Source organism: Laspinema olomoucense D3b, assembly GCF_025370785.1.
In the GTDB taxonomy this organism is placed as follows: domain Bacteria; phylum Cyanobacteriota; class Cyanobacteriia; order Cyanobacteriales; family Laspinemataceae; genus Laspinema; species Laspinema olomoucense.
Genome location: NZ_JAMXFA010000048.1, coordinates 23550 through 46974 on the forward strand (window position 1 = coordinate 23550; position 23425 = coordinate 46974).

Here is a 23425-nt window from a genome sequence, read left to right on the forward strand (position 1 = left end):
GAAATTTGACACCCTAAGCTCATGGTTAAGGGATAATAACCCCGGAGATTGCTCAATTTTTCCAAGCCGGTAAGCGCACACTAAAGACGCTGCCTTGGCCTAGAACTGACTTAACATCAATCGTTCCATTATGGGCTTCAGTAATTCGTTTACACAGGTGCAGGCCCAAACCGCTTCCCGATCGCTTGTGCTTGCCCGGAAGAAATCTTTCAAACAATAAGGTTTGATCCGCCTCACTAATCCCCGGACCGTTATCGGCCACCGCGATGCCAACCCAGTTGGGACCCCCGGCATTTTTACCCGTCTCATCTTCCGTAATGCGAATCTCGATCATCCCATTATCGGTAAACTTGATAGCATTACCCACTAAATTAGTCACGAGGCGACGCAGTTCTAGCCGATCGCCACGGACGAACCCAGAAGTTTTGCCGGATCCATTGACCGCCGTCCCATACTTCATCTTGATTTGGGTGTCTTTTTCCTGGGCGATCGGCATCAGTTCCTCGATAATTTCCTGAATCAGTTGGGGCATATCCACCAAAGAGAAATTCAGGTTTTTCCGATCAGCTTCGTAGCGATACACCTCCAGCAACGTATTCACCATCTTCAACAAATTTTGGTTACTCCGGACCATCGTGGTGAAGACTTCTTCCATCTGCGGAGTGATCGGTCCGAGGGCTTCTTGTTTGAGCAGGGTCAACATTCGATCCGCCGCAACTAACGGAGTTCGCAAATCATGGGTGAGCCTTGATACGAAATCCTCTCGCTGACGGGCGATTTCATTCCGCTCATCTACACTATGCTTGAGGCGCAACAAACTCCGCACCCGCGCTAAGAGTTCATCGAGTTCGACAGGTTTGCGGATAAAATCATCAGCCCCAAGATCTAATCCCTCCACTACACTGGGTTGATCGTGAGCGGTGATTAGCAAAATGGGGATAAAGGACAATTTTTTGTTGCCGCGAATCCGCCGGGTGACTTCATAGCCATCCATTCCCGGCATCATAATATCTAGCAATACCAAATCGGGCGGTGATTGGTCAATTTGCGCTAAAGCTGAATAGCCGCTCTCCGCCTGAGTGATGTCATATCCTTCTTCTTCCAAAATCGTCTTGACGAGCAAGACATTATCAGGAGAGTCATCGACAACCAGGATGCGGTCTGTTTTCGGGTTTTGAGGCAAGGAGGGATCGCTCATTTATCTATAAAAATTGGACTCGGCTCAAAAAAGCAGTTTGGGTGGTAAGGAGATTGTCTCACCCTACCGCTTTTGATGTTCTCGCTCTTTAGACGGATTTTATCGGATTTTGCTTAGGCTATGGCGTTGCTTAATGAATATTTGTTGTTGTTGACTTGGATTTTCAGCGTTTTGTAGTAGGCTAATAGAGGGGTAAAGTGTTGCTACCTATAGTTCTACGGCTCTTGGGATAAATCTCAAAGTTGCTACAATCGGGATCCCAACTTCCCAGGCCGGAGCGATCGCAGAGAATCCCAGTTTTTTGAGTAAGAGCCCACCCCTGGGAACCCGATGAATTTTCTACGGCTAAAGCAATAATCCGGTGCAGGGGCAACTTTGGGGTCTGACCATCCCTTGGGACCCGGGAGCAGCAATACCGGGATGGAAAACGGAGCGATCGGTTCGGGCTTTTCTATCCAATGAAATAATTTAGGTAAAATTTATCTAAAGGGATTATCTCTGTAGATAGATGAAATAATTTTAAAGATTTAAAAGAGGGTTTATTTGCGGGGGGAAGTGACTAAAACTCTATCTCAGGATATAAAAATATTTTATTAACAAAATTGGGCTTCATCAAGAGAGAGATTGACACTTAACCTGAAGATTTGTAACAATCGACTCAGTTCAACTTGATAGAAAGAGAAAATTTGTTTATGACTGCTAATTTGACCGGAAGAAGCCAAATCCGTTCCCAAGGAACTCAAGACATCGTTAATGATTTTGAAAAATTGAGTACCGATGATAAATTGGCTGTGCTGTATTGGATTTACGAAAAAATGGGAGACTCCGTTACTCCCGCCGCACCAGGGGCAGCAGAACCCAACATTGCACCGATGCTGATGGATGACTACTACAACCTCTCTGACGATGAGCAGCTTCAGATCATGCGGGATATTGTGGAGCGCAAAGATACCGTTTATTCCCATGCTTATGGGGCTTTATCTGCTAATAATCAATTAGTAGTCTGGTATGCCTGGGCAGTGGGAATGGGCGATCGCATTGTAGATATGCCTCCCGATTACCCATCCACCCCGGAAACCGATCGCATTTTAGCTGAGGTAGAACAGGCAGAATTCGAGGAGCAAATTTCGATTTTCCGCGAAATTGCTGGCGGAATGGGCTATACTGTCGTGGGTTCCATCCCCACCCAAGCTGAAACGGGTGTAACCCCCAGCTTATAGTTTTAATGCTCGACTATAACAGCATAAATTTTGTAGGGACGCACTGCGGTGCGTCCTTAAATTTTGTCTATGTTGTTTATTTTTCTGAGCAGGTAAAAGTTTTTAATAAGAGGGATAAAACGGGGTTAAAGCCTTACGCTACAAGTTAAATCAGGCTGATTTTTATGCATTTTGTGGTTGGGGACTAGAAAGGAAACAAAAAATTCTTTTTACTCTCCTGGCTTCCTCCAGCCTCGGTAGCCAATGGGTTATACAGCCGAGTTTTTTTGATAAAAATTTGTAGAACTCTGCCTTTGAAAATGAAGCGGACAATTTTTAAAGGAAGTGGGAGCAAGATTGCTCTAAATTAACAGGAGGGAGCATCTTGCTCCCACTCGTTAATTGATCTCGTTATCCGGATTTAGACTAGCGCTATCTAGGGAGAGCTTAATTATGGGATTGCCCTAATCAAGCTCAAAGATAGAGCGAGGGATTTGAATAGAGAAAGTCGAACCTTCATTAAGCTGACTTTCTACAGAAATCCTCCCCTTCATGAGGCGAACTAAAGAGTCACATAGAGCTAACCCTAAGCCGGTCCCTGAATATTCGCGAGTGGTGGTTTGATCTCCTTGGCGGAAGGCTTCAAAAATATGATTAAGCTGTTCGGGAGGGATACCGATGCCGGTATCTTTAACGGAGATTTCCACCGAATCGGGGGAGGGACTGGATACGGAAACTTCCACCCCGCCCGAGGTGGTAAACTTAATGGCATTCGAGATTAAATTGCTCACAACCTGCCGTAAGCGGAGGCGATCGCCGACCACCTGGGGATTATCCAAGGTGGAATTAAACTGCAAGGTTAAACTTTTGTGTTGGGCAAAAATTCGCAATTCCTCACAGGTGGCACTGACTAATAAATCCAGTTCAAACTGTTCTAACTTAAGTTCAGAATGACCGGCCTCAATTTTAGACAAGTCGAGGATATCATCAATTAAAGCGAGCAAGTGCTTGCCATTATCGAGGATTCGTTCCACCATTTGTTTTTGCTGAGGAGGCAAAGGATGGCGGCGCCCACGTAAGAGGACTTGAGAAAAGCCCAGAATTGAATTCATGGGAGTCCGAAGTTCGTGAGACATGGTGGCTAAAAACTCCGATTTGAGGCGAGATGCCTCCTTGAGTTGGCAGTTCTGACGTTCAATCTGTTGACGTTTGGACTCTAGTTCCTGATTTTGACAAGCCAGAGTATGATTTTGAGCTTGTAAGAGTTGATCGCGCTCCTCTAAAATTTCGATAGAGCGGGCATTGTTAATAGCGATCGCCGCTTGTTCGCCCACTGCCGTTACCATTTGACGGAGGTCCTCCACCTCAAAAGCCGCCAAATCGTCCCAATTGCCCACGGCGAGTACCCCCAAACGCCCTGCTCGCGCGGACTCAATCGGCACGGCATACACACAAGCGGGTAACTCGCGCGAGAGAATTTCGGTCTGGGAATCGGAAGTCAGTCCATCGAGAGAATGGCAGCGCAACAGACACTGACCCGTAGCAAACACCTCGGATAGTAAAGAATCCTTGGTTTTCAACGGGACTCCGATGGGTAAATTTTGGGTACCTGCGCCTGCTGTGGCCATTAATTCCAGACGGTCGTGTTCGCGATCGTGAAGGACAATTAGGCAAAACTGGGCCTTGGGGATGGCCTCGCAGACCGCTTCTACCATGAGTTGTAACAACCGGGGTAAATCAGCAATCCGCTGGTTAAGCAAATTTGCCAACTGTTGGAGGGTCCGCAACTGGCGCTGCCGTTCCGCTAAAATGCAGACGGTCCTACGGAGGTTTTCTCCCGTCTCCCGAGCTTCCCGGTAGAGGATGGCCTTTTCCAGGGTCATGGCACCGCGCCGCACCAAATCTTCAACCAGAGACAGGTCGCTTTGACTGTAGCTGGCTTCCTCTTCTAAACGAAGACGACGAGAACTCGGCTGATTGCCGCGCACCAGGAGAATGGAGCCAAAGGTGCGATCGCCGAAGCAGATGGGTAACCAGAGATACGCCTGAATATCGAGCGATCGCAACAGTTCCAGATGTTCTGCATCCTGAGCAACTGCTGCCAGTTCATCCTCAGAAATGCCAAAACAAAACTCCGCCCCATTCTCCCGCTCTCCCGAGTCGCAGCGATACTGTGAACGGCGAATCTCGGCCAGTTGTTGCAAATAACTGTACCGACCATCACCCTCCACAGGGTAGCGATTTTGCAAGGCCCAAACCAGCGATTGCTTCGAGGGGTCCAAACAAGCCACCGTCACACAACGATAGTCTCCATCGGAGGACCCCAGGGGCCTAGTACCCGTTTCCATGACATTGATCGCGCACCAATCGCCAAACCGAGGCACCAGCAGTCTCCCCAAATTCTCCAGGGTAGTTTGGTAATCCAGGGAGGCGGTGAGGAGGGTGGTTGCTTCTGCTAAAAAGGAGCGGGATTCAGCAATGCGCTGCCGTTCCGTACTCAGGAGGGTCTTGGCTGCCTCAGCCACTTTTCGGGCTAACTGTTCGCGCAGGAGCAATTCATCTTTGAGTTGACGTGCCTTTTCGAGTTCGACACTTTGCTTGCGGACTAAGCGCTCTAGGTCATGATTAAGCTGGGCAACTTTTTCTTCCTTCTCCTTGCGCGGGGTAATATCACGGGAAACCGAGATTACTTCGGATTCCCTGTCTAACCGGGGGTTAGGGGCCGCGCCTAGGGTCATTTCTAACCAAATATAGGACCCATCTTTGCGCTGATGGCGATAGGTGACTCGATCCCTAGGGGATTCTGGAGTTAAGCGCGCAAAGATGCCGTTGACTGCTGGCACATCCTCGGGATGAACAAACCCATAAATACTTTGTCCCACCAGTTCATCGGGTTCATATCCCAAGAGGGAACAACTGGCGCTAGAGGCATACAGATAAAGTCCCTCGGGACTATGGCGAGCCATTAAGTCCTGGGACTGTTCGACCATAACCTGATAGTTGGGGTCGTTGAGTTCCCTGGGATAGTCTTGAGCTTCGGTAAAATCATCAATTTGCTGGAGGTAGACAATCACCGTACATGGAGAGCGCTCCTCCGGGTCAAAATCTGGATCAAATAAGGGCTGAAGGTTGAGGGAGACCCAGTTGAGGGTGTCATCGGGTTTGCAAATCCCCAGGATGGTATTCCATTGCGCTTGTGCTGTGGCAAAGGTGATGGCGACGGGATGGCGATCGCCTTCCACGGGTGAACCGTCGAGGAAGATGCTGGAATAGCCTGCATCCTGATACGAGCGTCCGACCAACTCCCGAACGCTTAAGCCTAAAATTCTTTCGGCACTGGGATTGCAGGTGATGAGAATCCCATCGCCATCATAAATAAGCACCCCTTCGTCCTCTGAGGTTCGGTGCCACCCTTGAGGAACAGCGGGTCCTTCGTTGAGGGAAGGTTGTTCCCTTTGTCCCGGGGAACTACCCCCTTCCATCTCTGTGCGGTAGGAAACGGTATCGTGAAGGCGCTCCCTATCTCTACCTGGATAGTTGTTCTGGAGCCGGGGATTCTCCTGGGCTGCGTTTTCCTGGGGGTCTGGGGAGTTTTGGGGAGAGGGTGAGGCTCCAAAATACGGGGAAACGCTCTGGGGGCAGTGGTCTGGGGTTGGTTTGCTGTTCTGGTTCAAAGCTAGGGTTTCACTCCCATTCAGCAGGGGAAAATCTCCCCTGCCGTTCTGGGGTTGGGAAAAATGAGTTTCTTTGTAAGGGTGGGATGAGAAGGCAGAAACGGACTCGGCGCGATCGCCCGCTTTCCCCACAGAGGGTTGCTGCGATGGGGAGGCAGCGGAACTGCGATCGCGGTCGTCTTGCCTATGGCGATCGCTCTGGCGGCCTACCGTTACCAGCTCTGCGCTTAGGTTCTGGGGTAAGGGTTCCAGGCCACCCCGGCTATTTTCGGGGCCATCTGGGCCGTAGTCCCCGCACTCAGGAGACAGCTTTTCCAGAGTTTCTGATGCTTGCTGAATCATCCTTTCTAGCAGCGCTAGTTCAGAGGTATTCAAAGCCGATCGCCCTTCCAATACGAGAAATAGCAGCCCCACCTTCTGAGCATCGCCCTTCCCGATCACCGGAAATACGAGCAGGGACCCCAGTTCGGTGAGGGGGACTTCAGAGCCTTCCCCTTCCGGTAAGGCAATGGACCAAACCACTGCTTCCGGGGAAGGCGATCGCAAATTCTGAGCCGGGAAGGCTTTCAGCAGGAGGCTTTCTAACCGTTCCCACAGGGAATCAGTCAGCAGGCGATGGCAATTCATCACCCCTTGCAATTCTCCCGACTGGTCCCAAAGAAGACCGGCGATCTGATAGGGACTCATTAAATCTAGGGTTTGGAAGAGTTGGGCGAAATCCTCCTCGTTTTCTATTCTCGGCAGTGTTTGAGACTCGGAGTCCTGGAAGAATTCTGGGGCCGTTGTCTGGGGTGAGTTGAGGTGAGTTGAGGGCACTGGGCGATCGCTTTCCCGCAGTTGCGCCTGGAGTACCCTCACTTCTTCCTGAGTTTCTGCATAGAGGCTAAAACAGGCTTGTTCTCGCTGTTTCCGTTTCGTAATATCCCGCATCAGGGTCACCGCCCCTAATTTGATCCCTCCTGGGTTGAAAATGGGATTACTATTAGCCAGCATGATCCGGGGTTTTCCCGTTTTTGGAGTGACCACTAATTCTTTTTCTGATGCGGTTTCCGTCTGTAAGGCTTCCCATAGGGGCAACGCTTCCGGGGAAGTGGGCCTAGGAGCCATCGATCCCGGGTTTCTCTGGGAATTACCCATCCCAATCCCACCCCCTAAACCGGAGGGGTCCGGTGTCCGGGGGAGTTTTTCATCGGTTGGACCCGATTCTGATCCATTCTGCGGGGGTTTTTGTTCGGCTAATCCATATAATTCTTGTGCCGCCTGATTAAAAATTTGGATGGTTCCATTGGCATCCCCAGCAATAATCGCCTCGGAACAAGAGGCAATGAGATTTTCTATAAATTCTTGTTTTTGTTGGAGTTGGAGTTGGGTTTGTTTGAGGCGATCGATATCTGTAAAAGTTCCGTGCCATCCCACCAATTCCCCTTTTTTACCTCCCAGGGGAACGGCTTGGACCAGCATCCATCGATAGATGCCGTCGCTTCCTAACAAGCGCAGTTCCATTTCACAAACCGAAACCCCTAAGCGTTTTTGGGTTAGCTCCGTAGGGGTTTCTGGGCAGGATAATACACGGTGCCAAATCGGTCTATCTTCCGGGTGGATAGCTTGTAAAAAGCGCCTACCCAAGGAAACCTTCCGACCCATCCCCGTATAGGTTTCCCAGGTCGGGTTTAATTTAGTCATGACACCAATAGCATCTGCTTTCCACAGGATTTGTCCCCCCAGGCCAATCGTTGAAGCTGCTTCCCTAGGAGTCGGTGAATCTTTTCCAGGGGGTTGCTGCGGTGAGTGAAAAGCGGTCAGATAGTGGCGATGTCTTCGATTATTAAATTGAGGATTGGTAAGGTTATTCATCTGGGTTGACTCCATCCCGATTGTCAAAAAATTGGGTAAATTGTGGATCTATTTGAGGGATTCTGTGCTAGGTTCAGGGTCAGTAGCCTATTGCTGGGTAGGTTTTTAGGGGGATAAAGTTAAGAGAATTTATCGCACTTTAAATAAAAGGTCTTTATACGGAGGGAACCTGGACAAGGCGAGGGAAATATCAGAGCTGAATTGGCATCAATTTATCCGCCGAATATCGAGGTTTTGAAAGCCTTGACCAGTGCTTTAGGCCGATTGGCGCAGATCTTAACAGAAACGTTTTAATCAACCCAGAACCACTTGGGGAGGGTCTTTGAGCGGATTGACCCGGCTGAGTCTGGTGGCAGGAGCCTCGGGAAGAGGGAGCCGGAAAAGCTCCGAACCGGGCAAAGTTTTGCCTCCACTGCTTCTATATAGAATCTCCGAATCCGACTCCCGCGAAAGGGAAAGCTAAAAGCTTATATGGCGATCGCCTCGGGAGATTCTCCCACCCTGGGCAGATGACATCGAACCCGCCCCTGAGCGCCACGGGCTCTAAAATAGGAATCTTTCTCGGGACGGATAGGACAGTTTTCTGTGCAAAAAAAACACTGCATCCCTACTGGCGATCGGTGGTAGTGGCTGCCCTGGGGATAGAAATCGAGCAGTTCCTGGGAACATTTCAAGGATCCAAGTAGCCAGTATCCGGAAGAAAGTTGATAAAATAATAAAGTTTAGAGACCTCCGCTGCGTCAATTCTGGAATCCCTGGTCCATTGCGGCTTAAATAATTTAATGGCAATGTTTAACACTAAAAAGGACTCAATAACTGTACTGTTAGATAATATAAATGTATCTGGATCCGGTACGGACCACCTCTATCAATAGGTGGAATTCGCTCTGGGAAACGAATTCATCCGGTCGGAATGGAACCAAGGTATCCCCTAAACCCCGTGAAGTAACCCCAGGGGCGATCGCCCCGGGATCACTTAGTTTTCCCCTTCCATCCAGGGAGGCTCTGGGAGTGGAACGGCAATCATTGGGGATAGCCACAGCTTATTGAGAAGCGGAATTTTGACAAGAATCAGGAGGGGAAAACGACCCGGGAGGGAAAAGGTCCCCAGAGTGGGAAGCACTTTGATAAACTGGTTTGAGAGATCTCCTTTTTACGGGCATCGAATTCTTTTTGGCCATCCGGGTCATCACGAACGTAGCCCTAGATTGTTAAACTTTTGTTTTCCCTGGTGAAAACTTATATCAAAACTCAGCACCCCTGCCGACTGGAAGGGGCTTCGGGTAACCATCCGGACTTAAATGCTGAAGAAAGCCAATCACGCCGTTACTAAGTACAGAACTGAAGAATACCCCCTAGGATGCCGGTAAAGTATTGGTTAGAACCCAGGTTTTTCAGAAAATACTTGACCTAAAAGGTCCAAGAAAGGTCCAAAAACCCGGTTTCTGGTCCCGGGGATCTAAAACTGTAGCAATGCCCTAGTTCAGCGGACATTTGAGTCGCGGTGTAAGAAGTGGCACATCCGGGTTTCGGAGGGTTCCCCAGATGAGATCCCAGAAAAAAACTCTCCAACTTCTCGCTGTAAACGACGGGGTTGAGACCCTTTTTAATAGATGAGTGAAATTCGCGTTGCTTTAGTTGAAGACCATGACCTGACTCGGATAGGAATCCGAACCGCTTTGCAACAATCTGATGGAATCGTTGTTGTCGGCGATGCCGCCAACGGCACCTCGGGATTGAAGTTGCTGATGGATACAAAGCCCGATATTGGGATTGTTGATATTGGGTTACCGGATATTGATGGAATTGAAGTGACCCAGCGACTGCAACAAGCACAAGCGGCCCAAGGGCAGAATCCCAAAACCAAAATCTTGATCTTGACCTTTCAGGATAATGAAGATGCGGTTCTGGCTGCATTTGCTGCCGGTGCAGATTCTTACTGCATGAAGGATATTAGCTTTGAGGAATTGCTGGGAGTGGTTCGCCTCACCTACGAAGGTAACTCCTGGATTGATCCGGCGATCGCCGGAATCGTCCTCAAGCAGGCCCGCACGACGAATACCCAACCCACCCTAGGCTCTCAGAAGAAAGAAACGGTAACGATTAAGGCTCCCGAACCGGAATATAGCCAAATTATCGAAGCCTATCCTCTGACGGAACGAGAACTAGAAGTTTTAGAACTGATTGTCCAAGGGTACAATAACGCCGAAATTTCCGAAAAGCTGTACATCACTGTGGGTACGGTGAAAACTCACGTTCGGAATATATTAAACAAGCTCTGTGCGAATGACCGCACCCAAGCTGCGGTTTTGGCGTTGCGCTCTGGATTAGTTGGATAATTTGAGGGGTTATATCATGTTTGCTGGAACAGGGGCACTGATCTAACCCCCTTTCCCCCTTCCTTTGCTAGGAAGGGGGAGAAGAGGAAGAGATGTTTTTTTAGGTTAATCCACCGGACTGGATATTAGGGGTTGAGCCGGAGGGATTTGAGTTGTAGGAATGGGGAGTTTTGCGGCGATCGCACAGACTCTTTGAGAATGGAAAGTCCCCCAATCGATCTACCTTGGGATAGAGGTATAGCTCCCCTGGGGTTGAGTAAGCTAAAGAAGATATTCATCAGTCAAAAACTGGACAGTTTTAATCCTCGGAATATCGCGGTTAAACTGCCTAAACTTGGGTAGGGCGATCGCCAATGCCCTGGAAGTCAGAGGGTACTTGATTCATCCTGCGCCTTCAATCTCCCTTTCCCCGGCCAAAGCTTACGAAAAGTGCTTCTGTTTTGCAATAGTCCAGCAGAGTTGAAGATTGAGGGTCCGACCCTAACTCCCTAAATTTTTCTCCCTCCCGGGAGAGAGAAAGGGGGCACTCAAGCGCTAACAACAGGTGGGGTTTAGGATTCTCTAACCCAAATCCCCACCTTCGGTAAAGCGGTAAATCCTCTGGATTGATTAAAAGGGTTTAGTTAGCGATTGAGCTATCTAAGCCCTATTTTAATAAAACCCTAACCCATCTTTACTCAAACCGGGCCGATGAGGGAGAATTTCCCCCGAAGGTAATCCCCTTTTTTTTAGGGGTTTTCTGAAGAAGCCTGATTAAATTAAACACGCCCTTGAAAATTTTTTTAACAACAACAAGGAACAAAAATGGTAAAAATAAAGCAACTGTTTAGGCTGTTAAAACTGGCCTTTTCCGAATGGCAACAAGATAATGCAGGGCGATTGGCGGCGGCCTTAGCCTATTATACCATTTTCTCTTTAGCGCCGATCTTAATTATTGCGATCGCCGTGGCCGCAGTCATCTTTGGGCAAGATGCTGCCCAAGGGGAAATTGTCCGCCAACTTCAAGGCACGATCGGCACTGAAGGGGCACAAGTCATCGAAACCATGATTGAGAATACCAGGCAAACCGGGTCAGGTATTTGGGCAACCCTGATCAGTCTGGGTTTACTCATATTTGGAGCAACGGGACTCTTTAACGAACTCCAGGGTTCTCTCAATACGATATGGAACGTAAAACCCAAACCAGGACGCGGGATAAAAGGAATGCTCCAAGACCGCTTTTTATCCTTTGCCATGATTCTCACCATTGGGTTTTTACTGCTGGTTTCCCTGGTGCTAAGTGCCGCCTTAGCTGCAATTGGAAACTTCTTCAGCCATCTGGTTCCCGATATGCTCATGGGGCTGTGGCAAGTGTTAGATTTCTTCCTCTCCTTTGGGGTGATTACTGTGTTATTTGCCATGATTTATAAAGTCTTGCCCGATGTCAAAATTGCCTGGACTGATGTTTGGCTAGGGGCGATCGTTACGGCGTTACTCTTTGTTATCGGTAAAACTTTAATTGGCTTGTACTTAGGAAATAGCACCATTGGTTCGACCTACGGTGCAGCGGGTTCTTTAGTGGTTTTATTGTTGTGGGTTAACTTTTCGGCACAAATTTTATTTTTTGGGGCCGAGTTTACCCAGGTTTATGCCAACCGCTATGGATCTCGCATCGTTCCAACGGAAAATGCCATAGCTGTAGGGGATGAAAACCCGAATCCCCGTTAAAAAAAGGGCCTGTAAAAAATTGAATCAGTTAATTCTAAGGTTTATCCCTGGGGTGTTTTTCAAGGGAGGAACTCTAAACGGTTACAGGGAGAGGATTTCCTGAATTTCTCTATCGATAGGAGTAGGGGGAAACTTACTCCCATAGATAGTTTAATTAAGCAGGGATCACCGGATAAGGTGTAAAGAGACTAAATAAAACATTGAGGGAATACTCATGGATAAACAAAAAATGGATAACAAAGAAACCGTTAATAACAAGGTCACGGAACCTGTAGAAGGGCCGGTGCATTACGATCGCGGAATCATTCCGGCAGAAGTGGCAGCGCGCAAAGAGCGTGAGGGTGACAAGTTTATGAAAGCTCCCTCTAATGCAGATGAACCTCATGAAAATCCGGATCATACCCGTGATGGCTTTACGGTAGACCAAGAAGGTTTGATTAATAACTATGCGATCGAACCTGAAATGTATATCAATGAGCCGGGTGACTTGCGCGAAAAAGAAGAAGCTCTCAAAGCCGAACGTGCTCGTGAATATGACGAAGTTCATGACAATGACGAGGATGGGAAGCTGACGATGGAAGGCGATCGCCGTGGAAAAGGTCCAGGCATCATTTAACTAAGTCGCAACCGGGGAACAGTCGTTTCCCCCCAATCTATACTCTGAACTTTTCAAAACCGCAGTAAAACAGTCTACTCATTAGAGGAATAAGAATGACAGCTACTCTTGGAATGTCTGCTCAAAGTCAAAATCCGATCAGCGTCAATATCGGGATTGACGACAGCACCCGAGAAGAAATTGCTCAAGGGTTATCCCGGGTGTTGGCCGATAGCTATACCCTTTATCTGAAAACTCATAATTTTCACTGGAACGTCACGGGACCCCTATTTAGCACCCTGCATCTCATGTTTGAGGAGCAGTATCAAGAATTAGCCCTAGCAGTCGATGAAATTGCCGAGCGGATTCGCGCTTTGGGGTTTCCTGCTCCTGCTACTTATGCGAAGTTTTCTAGCCTGACTTCGATTGAAGACAATGAGGGCATTCCCGAGGCGAAAGAAATGATTCGCTTGTTAGTTCAAGGGCAAGAAACCGTGGTCCGCACCTCCCGGGAAATGCTTTCGCTCCTAGAGGAAGCCAATGACCAACCCACCTTAGATTTGCTGACCAAACGGATGCAAATCCATGAGAAAAATGCCTGGATGCTTCGTAGTATGTTAGCGGGTTAATCGCTGCTGTTCAGCAAATCCAAAGGGAGTGAGGTCATTTTGAAAGCCTAGAAAATGGTATGACCCACTCTCTAGCTAGAAAATCGTTGCAGTATTAGGCAAGAAAACCGGGTTTCTTAACTGAATTGGTGCTAATTGAGCAACAAAGGAAGGTCCAGAAACCCGGTTTCTTGTTCTCTTTATTAAATCCAGTGACGCAGTAGGGGGATTGCACCCCATCCAATCAGCCCAGAAAAATTAACCTAGGGTCATCTACAGGAACTCTACACTCAATTTCCAGGAGAGCGTACCCCTGGGGAACATTTTTTCATCAATTTTGGAGGCTTTTTATGAAGTTTACTACCTTATTGAACCGTAAAAATTCGGGATTATTAGGCACAGTTTTTACTAGCCTCTTGCTGGGAGCAGTTGCCTTTCCCATTGCCAGCATTGCTCAGAATAGTCCCACTGAAGAGAACAAATTACAGGCTCAGGCACAACCGATGCCCCTACCCCAGAACGTGCAAATGCCCGTAGCTTACGTGCCGCCGGGAACGGCGCCCGTTGCGGTAGAAATCATCAATAGCACCAATACTCCGATTACCTACGAGGCGATCGGGGAGACTGGCGATCGCACCCTCGTCGGGGGCGAAGGAGCCATGCTGATGGATCTGCAAATTCCCTTAACCGTCACCTTTGAGCGACCCGATGGGGGGCTGATTCAGGCCGAACCCCAAGTGATTGCCCCAGGAGAGATTCGGATTTATCTCACAGAAGCCAACAACTTAGACTCAGACATCACCAACATGAGGATTGAGCCTAACGGTAGTATGTACCTGTACTAAACTCACAAACTGCCAAAAGCCGAACCTCACCAGATAAAAACCCGAGTCTTTTTTAGGGTGAGGTTTCGGCAGCTAGGCGATCGCCCTCGTATAGTCATACTTTTCCCCCCTGGAGCCGAGTCCGTAGATAGGGCGCAACTCTGTGATATACCTGAACCGTCAATTCTTCCTAACCGAATAATAAACAATAAAGATAAAATCCAAAGTGCATTTTATCTCACTTTTGGATTTACACTGCAAACTTAATTAACTAAAATCTCACTTTATGTCTACCAACAACTCACAGCCCACACCCCGAATCGCCATTCTCATTGAAGAAGGAGTGGAAGATTCAGAATTTAAAGTTCCTTATACAGCATTTCAACAAGCCGGGGCCAAAGTCTCTGTACTGGGGTCCGGGATGAATCAAACCTATCATGGTAAAAACGGGAAAGTTTCCATCCAACCCGATGGCACCACCACGGAGGCGCGCGCTCAAAGCTTCGATGCGGTAATCATTCCCGGGGGTGCGGCACCGGACAAAATGCGAACCAACCCCAACACGATCGCCTTCGTTCAAGAAGCCGCTGCCTTGGGAAAATTAATCGCTGCCGTCTGCCACGGACCCCAAGTCCTCATCGAAGCCGACTTACTTCGGGGACGTCGTGCCACCGGCTTTATCTCCATCCGCAAAGATATGGAAAATGCCGGTGCCACCTATATTGATGAAGCCGTAACCACCGACGGCAACCTGATCTGCTCTCGGCAACCGGGTGATTTAGCCATTTTCACGACCGCCATTCTCTCTAGGCTGAATTTGAGCATTCCCGACCAATCCCTACCCGATCGCACCGACACTTCTGCAGAATGGTGGCAACTTGCCGAAGCTTGGGGTGGATCAACCCGTCAGGAAATTATCGACGGCTTGCTCAAGGCAATGGCGGGAGAACGCTATAGCCAAGAAGCCTTTAAACATTATGCTGAAATCACCGCCGATAGTGCGACTCGCTTGCTGTTGTTAGAGATTTGGGAAGAAAAAGTCAGTCATATTGAACTGTTGGAAAGCCGCCTGCGAACCCTGGGAGAACAACTATTTTTACCGGCAATGGCTGCTGCTGCCTTCGCTTCTTTACGGAACATTTTACCCGCTGGAAATGACATCACCATTTTGCGTCAAGCCTTGGGGGATATTCAAACTGGGGTGATTGACTGTTTTCACTTGCAAGTGCAGTTTACGGACCCCGTGTCCACGATGATTTTTAGTAGCATTGAACGGGACCTGGCTAAGGCAGAGCGACGCTTGGCCTGTCTGTACCAAGAACGGATAGGCTTGAAAGAGCCGGAACCGGCGCAACCGACTACCCTGGTGGGAATTGTTTAAATTTTCAACAGAGAAAGGTGAGTGATTCAGGCGATCGCTCACCTTCTTTGTGGTTACCCCTGTAGAACAGACTCAATGGGTTTAAAACTGTTTTAATCATATCCAATCCGGTTGTGATAGGTCTATAAAAACCCACACCCTCAAGGGTGGGTCTATACGGACGAAGCCCGCCTACGCGGGCTGGAGAGAAAAACGACTTTTAACAACCGGATTTGGTATCAGAAGGTTACATAGGGCGCAGAATAGGAAAGTCGTTCAGACTTTAAAAATACTCATAAAAACAGGAGATAAAAAATGAAAACCGAATCCAATAAGCTGCAAACTGGACTCAAGGAACAAGGGGTCAAATCCAATAACTCAGCCTGCAAACAAGTGGGTGCAACAGTGGGAGATGTGCAAGAAAATATTAATAAAGCTGCTTTAGAAGTGAGTAAGGTGGCGGTGGATAAAGTGGCAGAAACCATCGAATTTGTGGGGGCGATCGCCCAGGGAAACAGCGGGGGAGTTGCCTTTGATGTGGCTTCGTTAAGCGCAACGGCTGTTGAAGCCGCTGGACAAGCCAGCCAATGGGCCTCGGAAGCGGGAAAATCGGTAACTCAAAATGCCTCGAAGACTGCCGACACTGCGACCAAAGAATCGATGAAATTGTTTGATCGCACGGTTTTAGAAACGGGAAAAGCCCTCTCGTTTATTGGAGAAAACCCGGTTCTTAAAAAATTCGCTAAAGTCTTTAAAGCCCAATGGCTGCTGAATTTAGTCGGACACGTGGATATAGACAAAGCTGAAGCCGAAGTTCGCAAGTTGCAGCAAGAGTATCCTCATGAAAGCCCCAATGAGATTGCCCATCGGATTATGGTGGAAAAATCCCTTTATGCCGGGGGGATTGGATTGGTCAGTAGTATTCTGCCCGGACTGGCCCTAGCCTTGTTGGGGGTGGATGTGGTAGCAACAACCGCATTACAGGCAGAAATGGTTTATCAGATTGCCGGTGCTTATGGCATGGATTTAAAAGATCCGGCGCGTCGAGGGGAAGTGTTAGCGATTTTTGGCTTATCCCTGGGAGGGTCAGCGGCATTGAAAGGGGGATTAGGGGTGTTGCGGAACCTGCCAGTAGCGGGGATGGCGATCGGGGCGAGTTCTAATGCGGTGATGTTGTATGGATTGGGATATGCAGCTTGTCGTTTTTATGAAGCGAAGACAAATCCGCTGACTCAGGAGGCGGCGACTCAAGCATTAGAACAAGAGAATCAGGAGTATTTGGAACGGGCGATCGCCCAAAAAGATGTCATGGACCGGATTTTGATTCATCAGATTTTGGCGTCCCGTCCGGATACCTCTTGGGCGGAGATTTTGCCGGAATTAAAGCAATTAAACTTTACTACGGAGTCCTTGAAGGCGATCGAGGCGGAGATTGAGCATCCGGTCCCCTTGCCGGAACTACTCAATCTCCTCGATCGCGATTTTGCTTATCCGTTGTTAGCCCAATGTTGCCGAATTGCTCAAATCGATGGGGTAATCACCGATCAAGAACAGCAGGTGATGGAGGCGATCGCTCACCATTTCCAAATTGACCTGCAAGAGGTTCAGGCGATGATTAGCGCACCGCCACAAGAATGATGGGGGAGATGGGGAGGATGGGGGAGATGGGGAGGATTAGCGCACCGCCACACGAATAAACCCCAACCCCCTGGAGGCTTTGCGGTTAACGCGAATCAGGACTTCAGGGAATTTTAGGAGCTCATCCGAATCTGTAGGCGGGGCAGTCTATCAACTGCCCCGACTCTGTAGGGAAGATGACCCCACAGCCCGAGGGTGGGGCTTCCGTTTTAAACCCGAGCACAACCGGATTTGAGATTACTGGTCCTCGTAGACCATTTGGGGTAAACCCATGCTGTAGTTTTGGACGCGACTGTTGAGGTTATAGGAGAGTTCTCCACCTTGGAGAAGCGATCGCAAATAATACTCCAGATCCGAACCGATGCGGCGTAAATTGTACTCCGTTAAATCTTCCCCGCTGTAAGAATCAACCAGTTCATCAAACTTGCGATAAACCTTCTGTAACGTCGGTTCAGACCAGTTAAACTCATTATCCGGATCCACATCAAGGGTTAATAAGTCTGGACTCGGAGCAAACTCATTATCTTGCACCTCTGCCGTAAAAATCCGAATGTGACGGGTCGTTGACTTGAGCATCATAGCTATTATGCCAGGGTAGTTAAAATCAATACATCATCAATTGTAAAGCCCTGTAAAGCTCCCGCTCAATCCCACATCAACGGGATAGTAAGTTAGACTGTCCCAGGATAAGCACAGGAGGATTCCCGAGTGAGGGGGTGACAAGCGGGTTTTCCTATAGCCCCAGTACCACCCACACCAATTCGGGCAAGCCTTTCCCACTCTTATAAGGCCAAGGCGAGGAATAAAAGCCCTAAACGGTCAGAAAAAAGCTAAAATCGGACATTGGCACTTATGTTCAGCGATCTAGCTTGAACCAGGGGTGACCTACATAGGATACAACTATCATGGATCGAGTAATCAATATATTCCCCAACTGCTGCGCCCAGAGAAAGGAGATAATATTGCCGACATTCGGCTGATTAAAAACAGCTTCCAGGCGCGAGGAATCCCCATGAACAAACCATCGGCCATAATCTACTGTCCCAACTTTACTTGCCAGTCTCCCAACCCGGAGACCCAAAAATTTTGTCAAAAATGTGGCACTCCCCTGCCGAAACGCTACTTATGGGCAGTGGGTGCAACGGGCCGTCCCAGCTATCAACCGGGGGATATCTTAGCCGATCGCTATTGGGTTAAGGAGGATAAGATTCTGGTCGATACCAAACCCGGGGTCTTGCCAGAAATGCCAGTCGAGATTCCTGGGGCGATCATCCCCTATCTCAAACTATTTCCCCTGCGATTGCACCTCCCCCAAGTTTATGGTCGATTGCCCTCGAAAGGAAACGACCCGAATCGGGATATTTGGTTACTAGAAGAAACGGCGATTTACCCGGAAGGGGCCATAGTTTCGGTTAACCCAGGTCAACCCCCCGAGGCAGTTCATGCCCAACTGATGCCATTACTGACTGACTGCTGGGCAGATGCCTCACCGATGCGGCAGCTCAATTGGTTGTGGCAAATGGCTCAACTGTGGCACCCGTTTAAAAAGGAAGGGGTAGCCGGGAGTTTGCTAAATCCGGGATTGCTGCGGGTGGAAGGATCCTTACTGCGCCTGCTCGAATTGCCCCGGGATCCCACAACGCCAGACCTATCTGAACTGGGTCAGTTGTGGTTGAGTTGGGCCAAGACTGCTCATCCGGCGATCGCCCCGTATCTGGAGCAACTTAGCCAAATGCTCAGGGCCCGAGATGTGCAAACCCCAGTGCAACTAATCGAGTTGTTAGACCGGGGTTTAAGTGTCTGTGGAGAGCTTTACAAGCGCACCTATTACATTGCCACGGGGACCGATCGCGGGCCGACTCGTCGCCGGAATGAAGACGCCTGCTATCCTCCCAGTGGGACCAGCCGTGCCACCTCAGATACCAGTGGGTTAGCGATCGTCTGTGATGGCATTGGGGGACATGAAGGGGGGAATGTCGCCTCCAATTTGGCGATCGAAACCTTACAACAACACCTCGAATCCCTCGTTTCCGAGAATACCCAAAGCGCTCCCCACCGGATTATAGAGCAAATCGAACAGGCCGTGGGGATTGCCAACGATCGCATCGCTAGTCGCAATGACGAAGAACAGCGCCAAGCTCGACAGCGCATGGGCACCACCTTGGTGATGGCCTTGACCCATCGTCATGAAATTTATATTAATCATATTGGCGATAGTCGCGCCTATTGGATTACCTCCACCGGATGCCGACAAGTTACCCTCGATGATGATGTCGCTTCTCGGGAGGTCCGTTTGGGTTACTCCCTATATCGGGATGCCTTACAACAAGGGGCCGCAGGCTCTTTGATTCAGGCATTAGGCATGGGTGCATCCTCGGTCCTTCATCCCACCGTCCAACGTTTTATCATCGACGAAGATAGCGCTTTCCTGCTCTGTTCCGATGGGTTGAGCGACAATGACCGGGTAGAGCAATACTGGGAAACGGAAATCCTGCCAGTTTTATCCGGGGAATTCCCCGTGTTGCGATCGGTCACCAAGTTAATCGATATTGGTAATTTTCATAACGGTCACGATAATGTCACCGTGGGGCTGGTCTACTGTAAGATAGAGCCGATTCGGTCTGCCGGACTCGACTCCCGTCTGTTGGTGGCCCAACTCCAATCAGTCCCCCCAGCAGACCCCGTAGAAGACTCTCAACCCACAGGTTTCCCCAAGAAGGATCCCGAAACTCTCAAACCCGAGGATGCCCCGACGGAGTTGAGACCCTCTTTACAGCCACCACGTTCCAAGTTGCCGATGTTACTCGGAATCCTGTTGTTAGTTGGCGTCGGCGTCGTAGCGGGTTTAGTTCTCACCCAGGAGGGATGGCAGAATCAAATCGAGAATTTGCCCCTTTCACCGGAAGACTACTCGAACCCCCCGGCTCCCGTGGGTGAACCCCTCCCGGTTCCAGACATCACAGAAAAGCCCACTCTAGAACCGGGCCAGTACCTGCAACTGCGGGATTCTTTTACCGCGCAAGCGCCAGAGGATGGGAAATTGGTGTTGTTGAAGCAGCAAGGGCAGGCCATCCCGGGAAATCAATTGGGGTTTATCCCCGGTGGCAGTGTTCTGTTGGTGATGGGCAAACAACAGGCAGTTAGCGATACCGATGCCTGGGTCCAAGTCCAAGTTTGCTCGACCCCAAAACCCGTGGAATCGGAGGGGGCTGCACCCGCTCCCGTTTCTCCGGCTGAAGGGGCCTCTGAACCAGGCAATGAGGACGCCTCCCCACCGGCAGCGCCACCCCCTGTAGGGGTCCGCCCGAGTAATATGGGGTGGATTTCAGAGAAGTTGTTACTTCCGCAGGTCCTGCCGAATGTCGTCCCCCCTGATACGGAACAAAGGGGATGTATCGATGAACCCAACCCTCAGTCCTTTGAGGTGCGATAACCGGGCATTTTTGGACTAAATGGGGGAATTTTCCCGGGGTCATTGCTCCCCGGTGAGAACTTAGGGAATTTGGGCTGCTCCGGCTCTTTTTCCCGAACCCTATTCCGGCTATATAATCTATAAAATTGTAGGTAAGGGGAGAAAATCGCTACCCCCTTTTCCCATGACTTCACCGCAAATCGGTCGATGGAGACGCAGGGCTCCGAACTGATACGGAATCCGGGTTTTATATTTGCGGGTTGGCTACAAATTATGAGGGTTGAGTCTTTAAACTCAGGTGCAAGCCTAGCCAGACGGACGCATTATTGAAGACCCAATCCTAAATTTAGGGGTTTATGCCTAAATTTAGGGGAAGTCGGGTTGAGCTGGAAAGGGCGCAGAAGGATGGAGGGGGATGGACAAGAGAAAGAACTACCTTCGGGGCTGGGGGAATTGTGGGTTTGGGGACTGGTTCGCCTGCCCCGAAGGTGGGGAACAGTCTATCTAAAGGAATATGTTACGGTATAAACTGCTCTGACATTGCCCGCCTACTATCAGCGTCAGGGGACGGTTTGGATGACAAGAATATAGGGGTAAATCAGGGAGCCAGATCCGTTAACAACTGCGCTGGGACTGGCATGAGGGGACCGTAAAATGGGGGAGGCATCAACCCAGGATCCAAACAGAACCCGCTGATTGTTCGGAATCCAGGCAGTTCCATCCATTAACTCCCAACCGCGATCGCATTCGGGAGATCAGAATCAGGGTGTGGGGTGAGGTGCAATGCAATCAGGATGGGGATAGAGACACCAACCCCTAGAAAACCTGTAGAAAACAAGATATTTCAGGTAAACGAGGGGGGGATGCTCATTCCCCAGTAAAACGATTCATAACATCGATGCTCTAGGGCATCGAGAATTAGAGATCGATGCCAAACATATCGAGGCAACTATGCCAAAAAAGCCGAAAATACCCTGGAGTCGCTATCTTCCTGCTACCATCATCTTTGGGATGGGGGTTGGACTGTCTGTCGTCGGATTCAGTGTGGTATGGGAGTGGGAAAATCGGCGACGGGACTATGAATTAAATCGGAGCATTGACGGTTTAACGGGTCGATTGCAGCAGCAACTCGACGCCGACTTGGAAGTCATTCGCACGATTACGGATTTCTTTCACGCTTCTGCCACTGTGGATCTGGAGTCCTTTGAGCAGTTCGTGCAGCGTCCCCTCTCAAACCCTTCTACCGTGTCTCTCGTGGCTTGGATCGAGCGGGTGGAGGATGCCGATCGCGAGGATTACGAGGAGCGCATGGCGATTGAAGGGGACAGGAATTTTAAGATTACACAATCTATCACTCCCGGCGGTTTCATCGAGCGCGATCGCCTTGCCGAATACTTTCCCATCTCCTATATTGCCCCTCTCCAGGAAAACCCCAATGCCTCCGGCTTCGATCTAGCTGTCAATCCCGCCTACCAAGCGGCACTGAAACGCGCGGCACAGATGGGCAAATTGGTGGTCAGCGAGCGCCTAGAGTGGCAAGTTGGCTCGCGCTGGCGACAGGGATTTTTAGCGGTTCACCCAGTCTATGAGACGGCTGTCCCCACGGGTTTCTCCCTCGAAAATGACCCCCAGCCCAGTGAGGAGGCGGTGAAACCCTTGCTCGGGTTTGTCGTGGGGTGGGTGGAGGTGGACAATCTGTTTCAACTCGCTGGAGCCAGGGGCAGCCAGTTTAACTTGTACCTGTGCGATGAAACCCCTGGAACAGGAACTCCCCCGGATTCCCGTCAACCCTATCCCCTGCTCACTTTCATTGAATCCACGGAACTGGTCACCTCAAATAGTGCCACCGAACCTTTTGCTATAGATGTGCCATCGGAATGTCCTCTCAAACCCCAGGAAAATCAGCGAAATCCTGTGCGTGCGGTAATCATTGCTAACGGGAACGAAGGTGCGATCCGGCGAGAAATTAAGGTGAATGGACGGATTTGGGCATTCTATATTTGGCCGACGGATGAATATCGTGCTTCGCGAAGGCACTGGCGTTCTTGGGCGGTGCTGATTATTGGCTTTTTGTGGACACATATTCCGGTCACCTATCTGCTGACTTCGGTTTCCCGGACTGCGGAAATTGAAGCTTTAGCCTTAGCCCGTGCGGAACAAGCTGCCCAGTTGCAGCAAGCGTTTAAGCAATTGGAGGTGGAACAAGCTAAGTCTGAGCGCCTGTTGCTGAACGTTTTGCCCAAGGCGATCGCTGAACGTCTCAAGGAGGATACCCAAACTATTGCCGAGAGTTTTCCGGAAGTGACGGTCTTATTTGCCGATATTGTGGGCTTTACAAAGTTAGCGGCACGGATTTCCCCGACAGAATTGGTGCAATTACTCAATGAAATCTTTACGATATTTGACCGACTGGCGGAAAAGCACGGGTTGGAGAAAATTAAGACGATTGGGGATGCCTATATGGTGGTAGGGGGTCTGCCCGTGCAGCGCCACAATCATGCCTCGGCGATCGCAGAAATGGCCCTAGATATGCAAACGGAAATCCTGAATTTTAATCGCAAGTGCCACGAATCTTTTGCCATACGGATTGGCATTCATTCTGGACCGGCGATCGCTGGGGTGATCGGAACTCACAAGTTTATCTATGATCTCTGGGGCGATACGGTGAATATTGCCTCTCGCATGGAATCTCACGGGGTTCCCGGACGTATTCAGGTCTCTAGTACCACCTACTCCCTCTTACAGTCTAGCTACTGTTTCGAGTGCCGAGGCCCTATCCCCATTAAAGGGAAGGGGGAAATGCTTGTCTATCTACTCACCGGGAAAAAACAAGACGGCATCTGCACGCCCCTGTTTGATCTGCCCTTCAAGGAAGAGGTTTAAGAAGACCCTCCACACTGGGAGGATGGGGAAGATGGGGAAGATGGGGAGGATGGGGAGGATGGGGAGGATGGGGAAGATGGGGAGGATGGGGAGGATGGGGAAGATGGGGAGGATGGGGAGGATGGGGAGGATGG

13 protein-coding genes are annotated in these 23425 nt (G+C 49.7%); 10 read left to right on the top strand and 3 right to left on the bottom strand.

The features are described 5' to 3' along the window. Positions 1-52: 52 nt before the first annotated feature. Positions 53-1198, bottom strand: coding sequence for a hybrid sensor histidine kinase/response regulator (locus NG792_RS25035; RefSeq protein WP_261200848.1), 1146 nt, complete (start codon positions 1196-1198; stop codon positions 53-55). Positions 1199-1890: 692 nt separating this feature from the next. On the opposite strand from NG792_RS25035, the gene NG792_RS25040 reads away from it, so the two are divergent. Continuing rightward, complete coding sequence (locus NG792_RS25040) at positions 1891-2418, top strand: orange carotenoid protein N-terminal domain-containing protein (protein WP_261200847.1); 528 nt, start codon at positions 1891-1893, stop codon at positions 2416-2418. A gap of 443 nt (positions 2419-2861) precedes the next feature. Here NG792_RS25040 and NG792_RS25045 read toward each other — a convergent pair whose 3' ends face one another. Next, the gene (locus NG792_RS25045; RefSeq protein WP_261237191.1) at positions 2862-7925 is read right to left on the bottom strand and encodes a PAS domain S-box protein; all 5064 of its coding nucleotides are present in this window, start codon (positions 7923-7925) and stop codon (positions 2862-2864) included. 1613 nt (positions 7926-9538) lie between these two features. On the opposite strand from NG792_RS25045, the gene NG792_RS25050 reads away from it, so the two are divergent. The 7 genes from NG792_RS25050 to NG792_RS25080 all read left to right on the top strand — a co-directional run bounded on the left by NG792_RS25050 (position 9539) and on the right by NG792_RS25080 (position 16996). Further along, a complete protein-coding gene (locus NG792_RS25050; RefSeq protein WP_261200845.1) occupies positions 9539-10264 on the top strand; it encodes a response regulator transcription factor in 726 nt (241 codons plus the stop codon). Between the two features lie 804 nt (positions 10265-11068). Next, positions 11069-11971 carry a YihY/virulence factor BrkB family protein gene (locus NG792_RS25055; RefSeq protein ID WP_261237192.1) on the top strand — a complete coding sequence of 301 codons (903 nt, stop codon included), beginning with the start codon at positions 11069-11071 and terminating at the stop codon, positions 11969-11971. 214 nt (positions 11972-12185) lie between these two features. Then, positions 12186-12587 carry a hypothetical protein gene (locus tag NG792_RS25060; RefSeq protein ID WP_261200843.1) on the top strand — a complete coding sequence of 134 codons (402 nt, stop codon included), beginning with the start codon at positions 12186-12188 and terminating at the stop codon, positions 12585-12587. 95 nt (positions 12588-12682) lie between these two features. Next, the gene (locus NG792_RS25065) at positions 12683-13195 is read left to right on the top strand and encodes a Dps family protein (protein ID WP_317619205.1); all 513 of its coding nucleotides are present in this window, start codon (positions 12683-12685) and stop codon (positions 13193-13195) included. Positions 13196-13524: 329 nt separating this feature from the next. Then, positions 13525-14019, top strand: a complete 495-nt coding sequence (locus NG792_RS25070) for a hypothetical protein (protein WP_261237193.1) — start codon at positions 13525-13527, stop codon at positions 14017-14019. A gap of 265 nt (positions 14020-14284) precedes the next feature. Next, positions 14285-15379: a type 1 glutamine amidotransferase domain-containing protein gene (locus NG792_RS25075; RefSeq protein WP_261200841.1), complete on the top strand. Its 1095-nt coding sequence runs from the start codon at positions 14285-14287 to the stop codon at positions 15377-15379. A gap of 294 nt (positions 15380-15673) precedes the next feature. Continuing rightward, entirely contained in the window at positions 15674-16996 is a 1323-nt protein-coding gene (locus NG792_RS25080) for a hypothetical protein (RefSeq protein ID WP_261237194.1), read from the top strand. A gap of 237 nt (positions 16997-17233) precedes the next feature. On the opposite strand, the gene NG792_RS25085 is transcribed toward NG792_RS25080, so the two are convergent. Beyond that, positions 17234-17575, bottom strand: coding sequence for an NAD(P)H-quinone oxidoreductase subunit M (locus tag NG792_RS25085; RefSeq protein WP_261237195.1), 342 nt, complete (start codon positions 17573-17575; stop codon positions 17234-17236). A 301-nt stretch (positions 17576-17876) separates the two neighbouring features. Between NG792_RS25085 and NG792_RS25090 the strand changes: the two genes are divergently transcribed. Both NG792_RS25090 and NG792_RS25095 read left to right on the top strand, forming a co-directional pair. Then, positions 17877-20429, top strand: coding sequence for a protein phosphatase 2C domain-containing protein (locus NG792_RS25090; RefSeq protein ID WP_261237196.1), 2553 nt, complete (start codon positions 17877-17879; stop codon positions 20427-20429). 930 nt (positions 20430-21359) lie between these two features. Beyond that, positions 21360-23291, top strand: a complete 1932-nt coding sequence (locus NG792_RS25095) for an adenylate/guanylate cyclase domain-containing protein (RefSeq protein ID WP_261237197.1) — start codon at positions 21360-21362, stop codon at positions 23289-23291. Positions 23292-23425 lie beyond the last annotated feature (134 nt).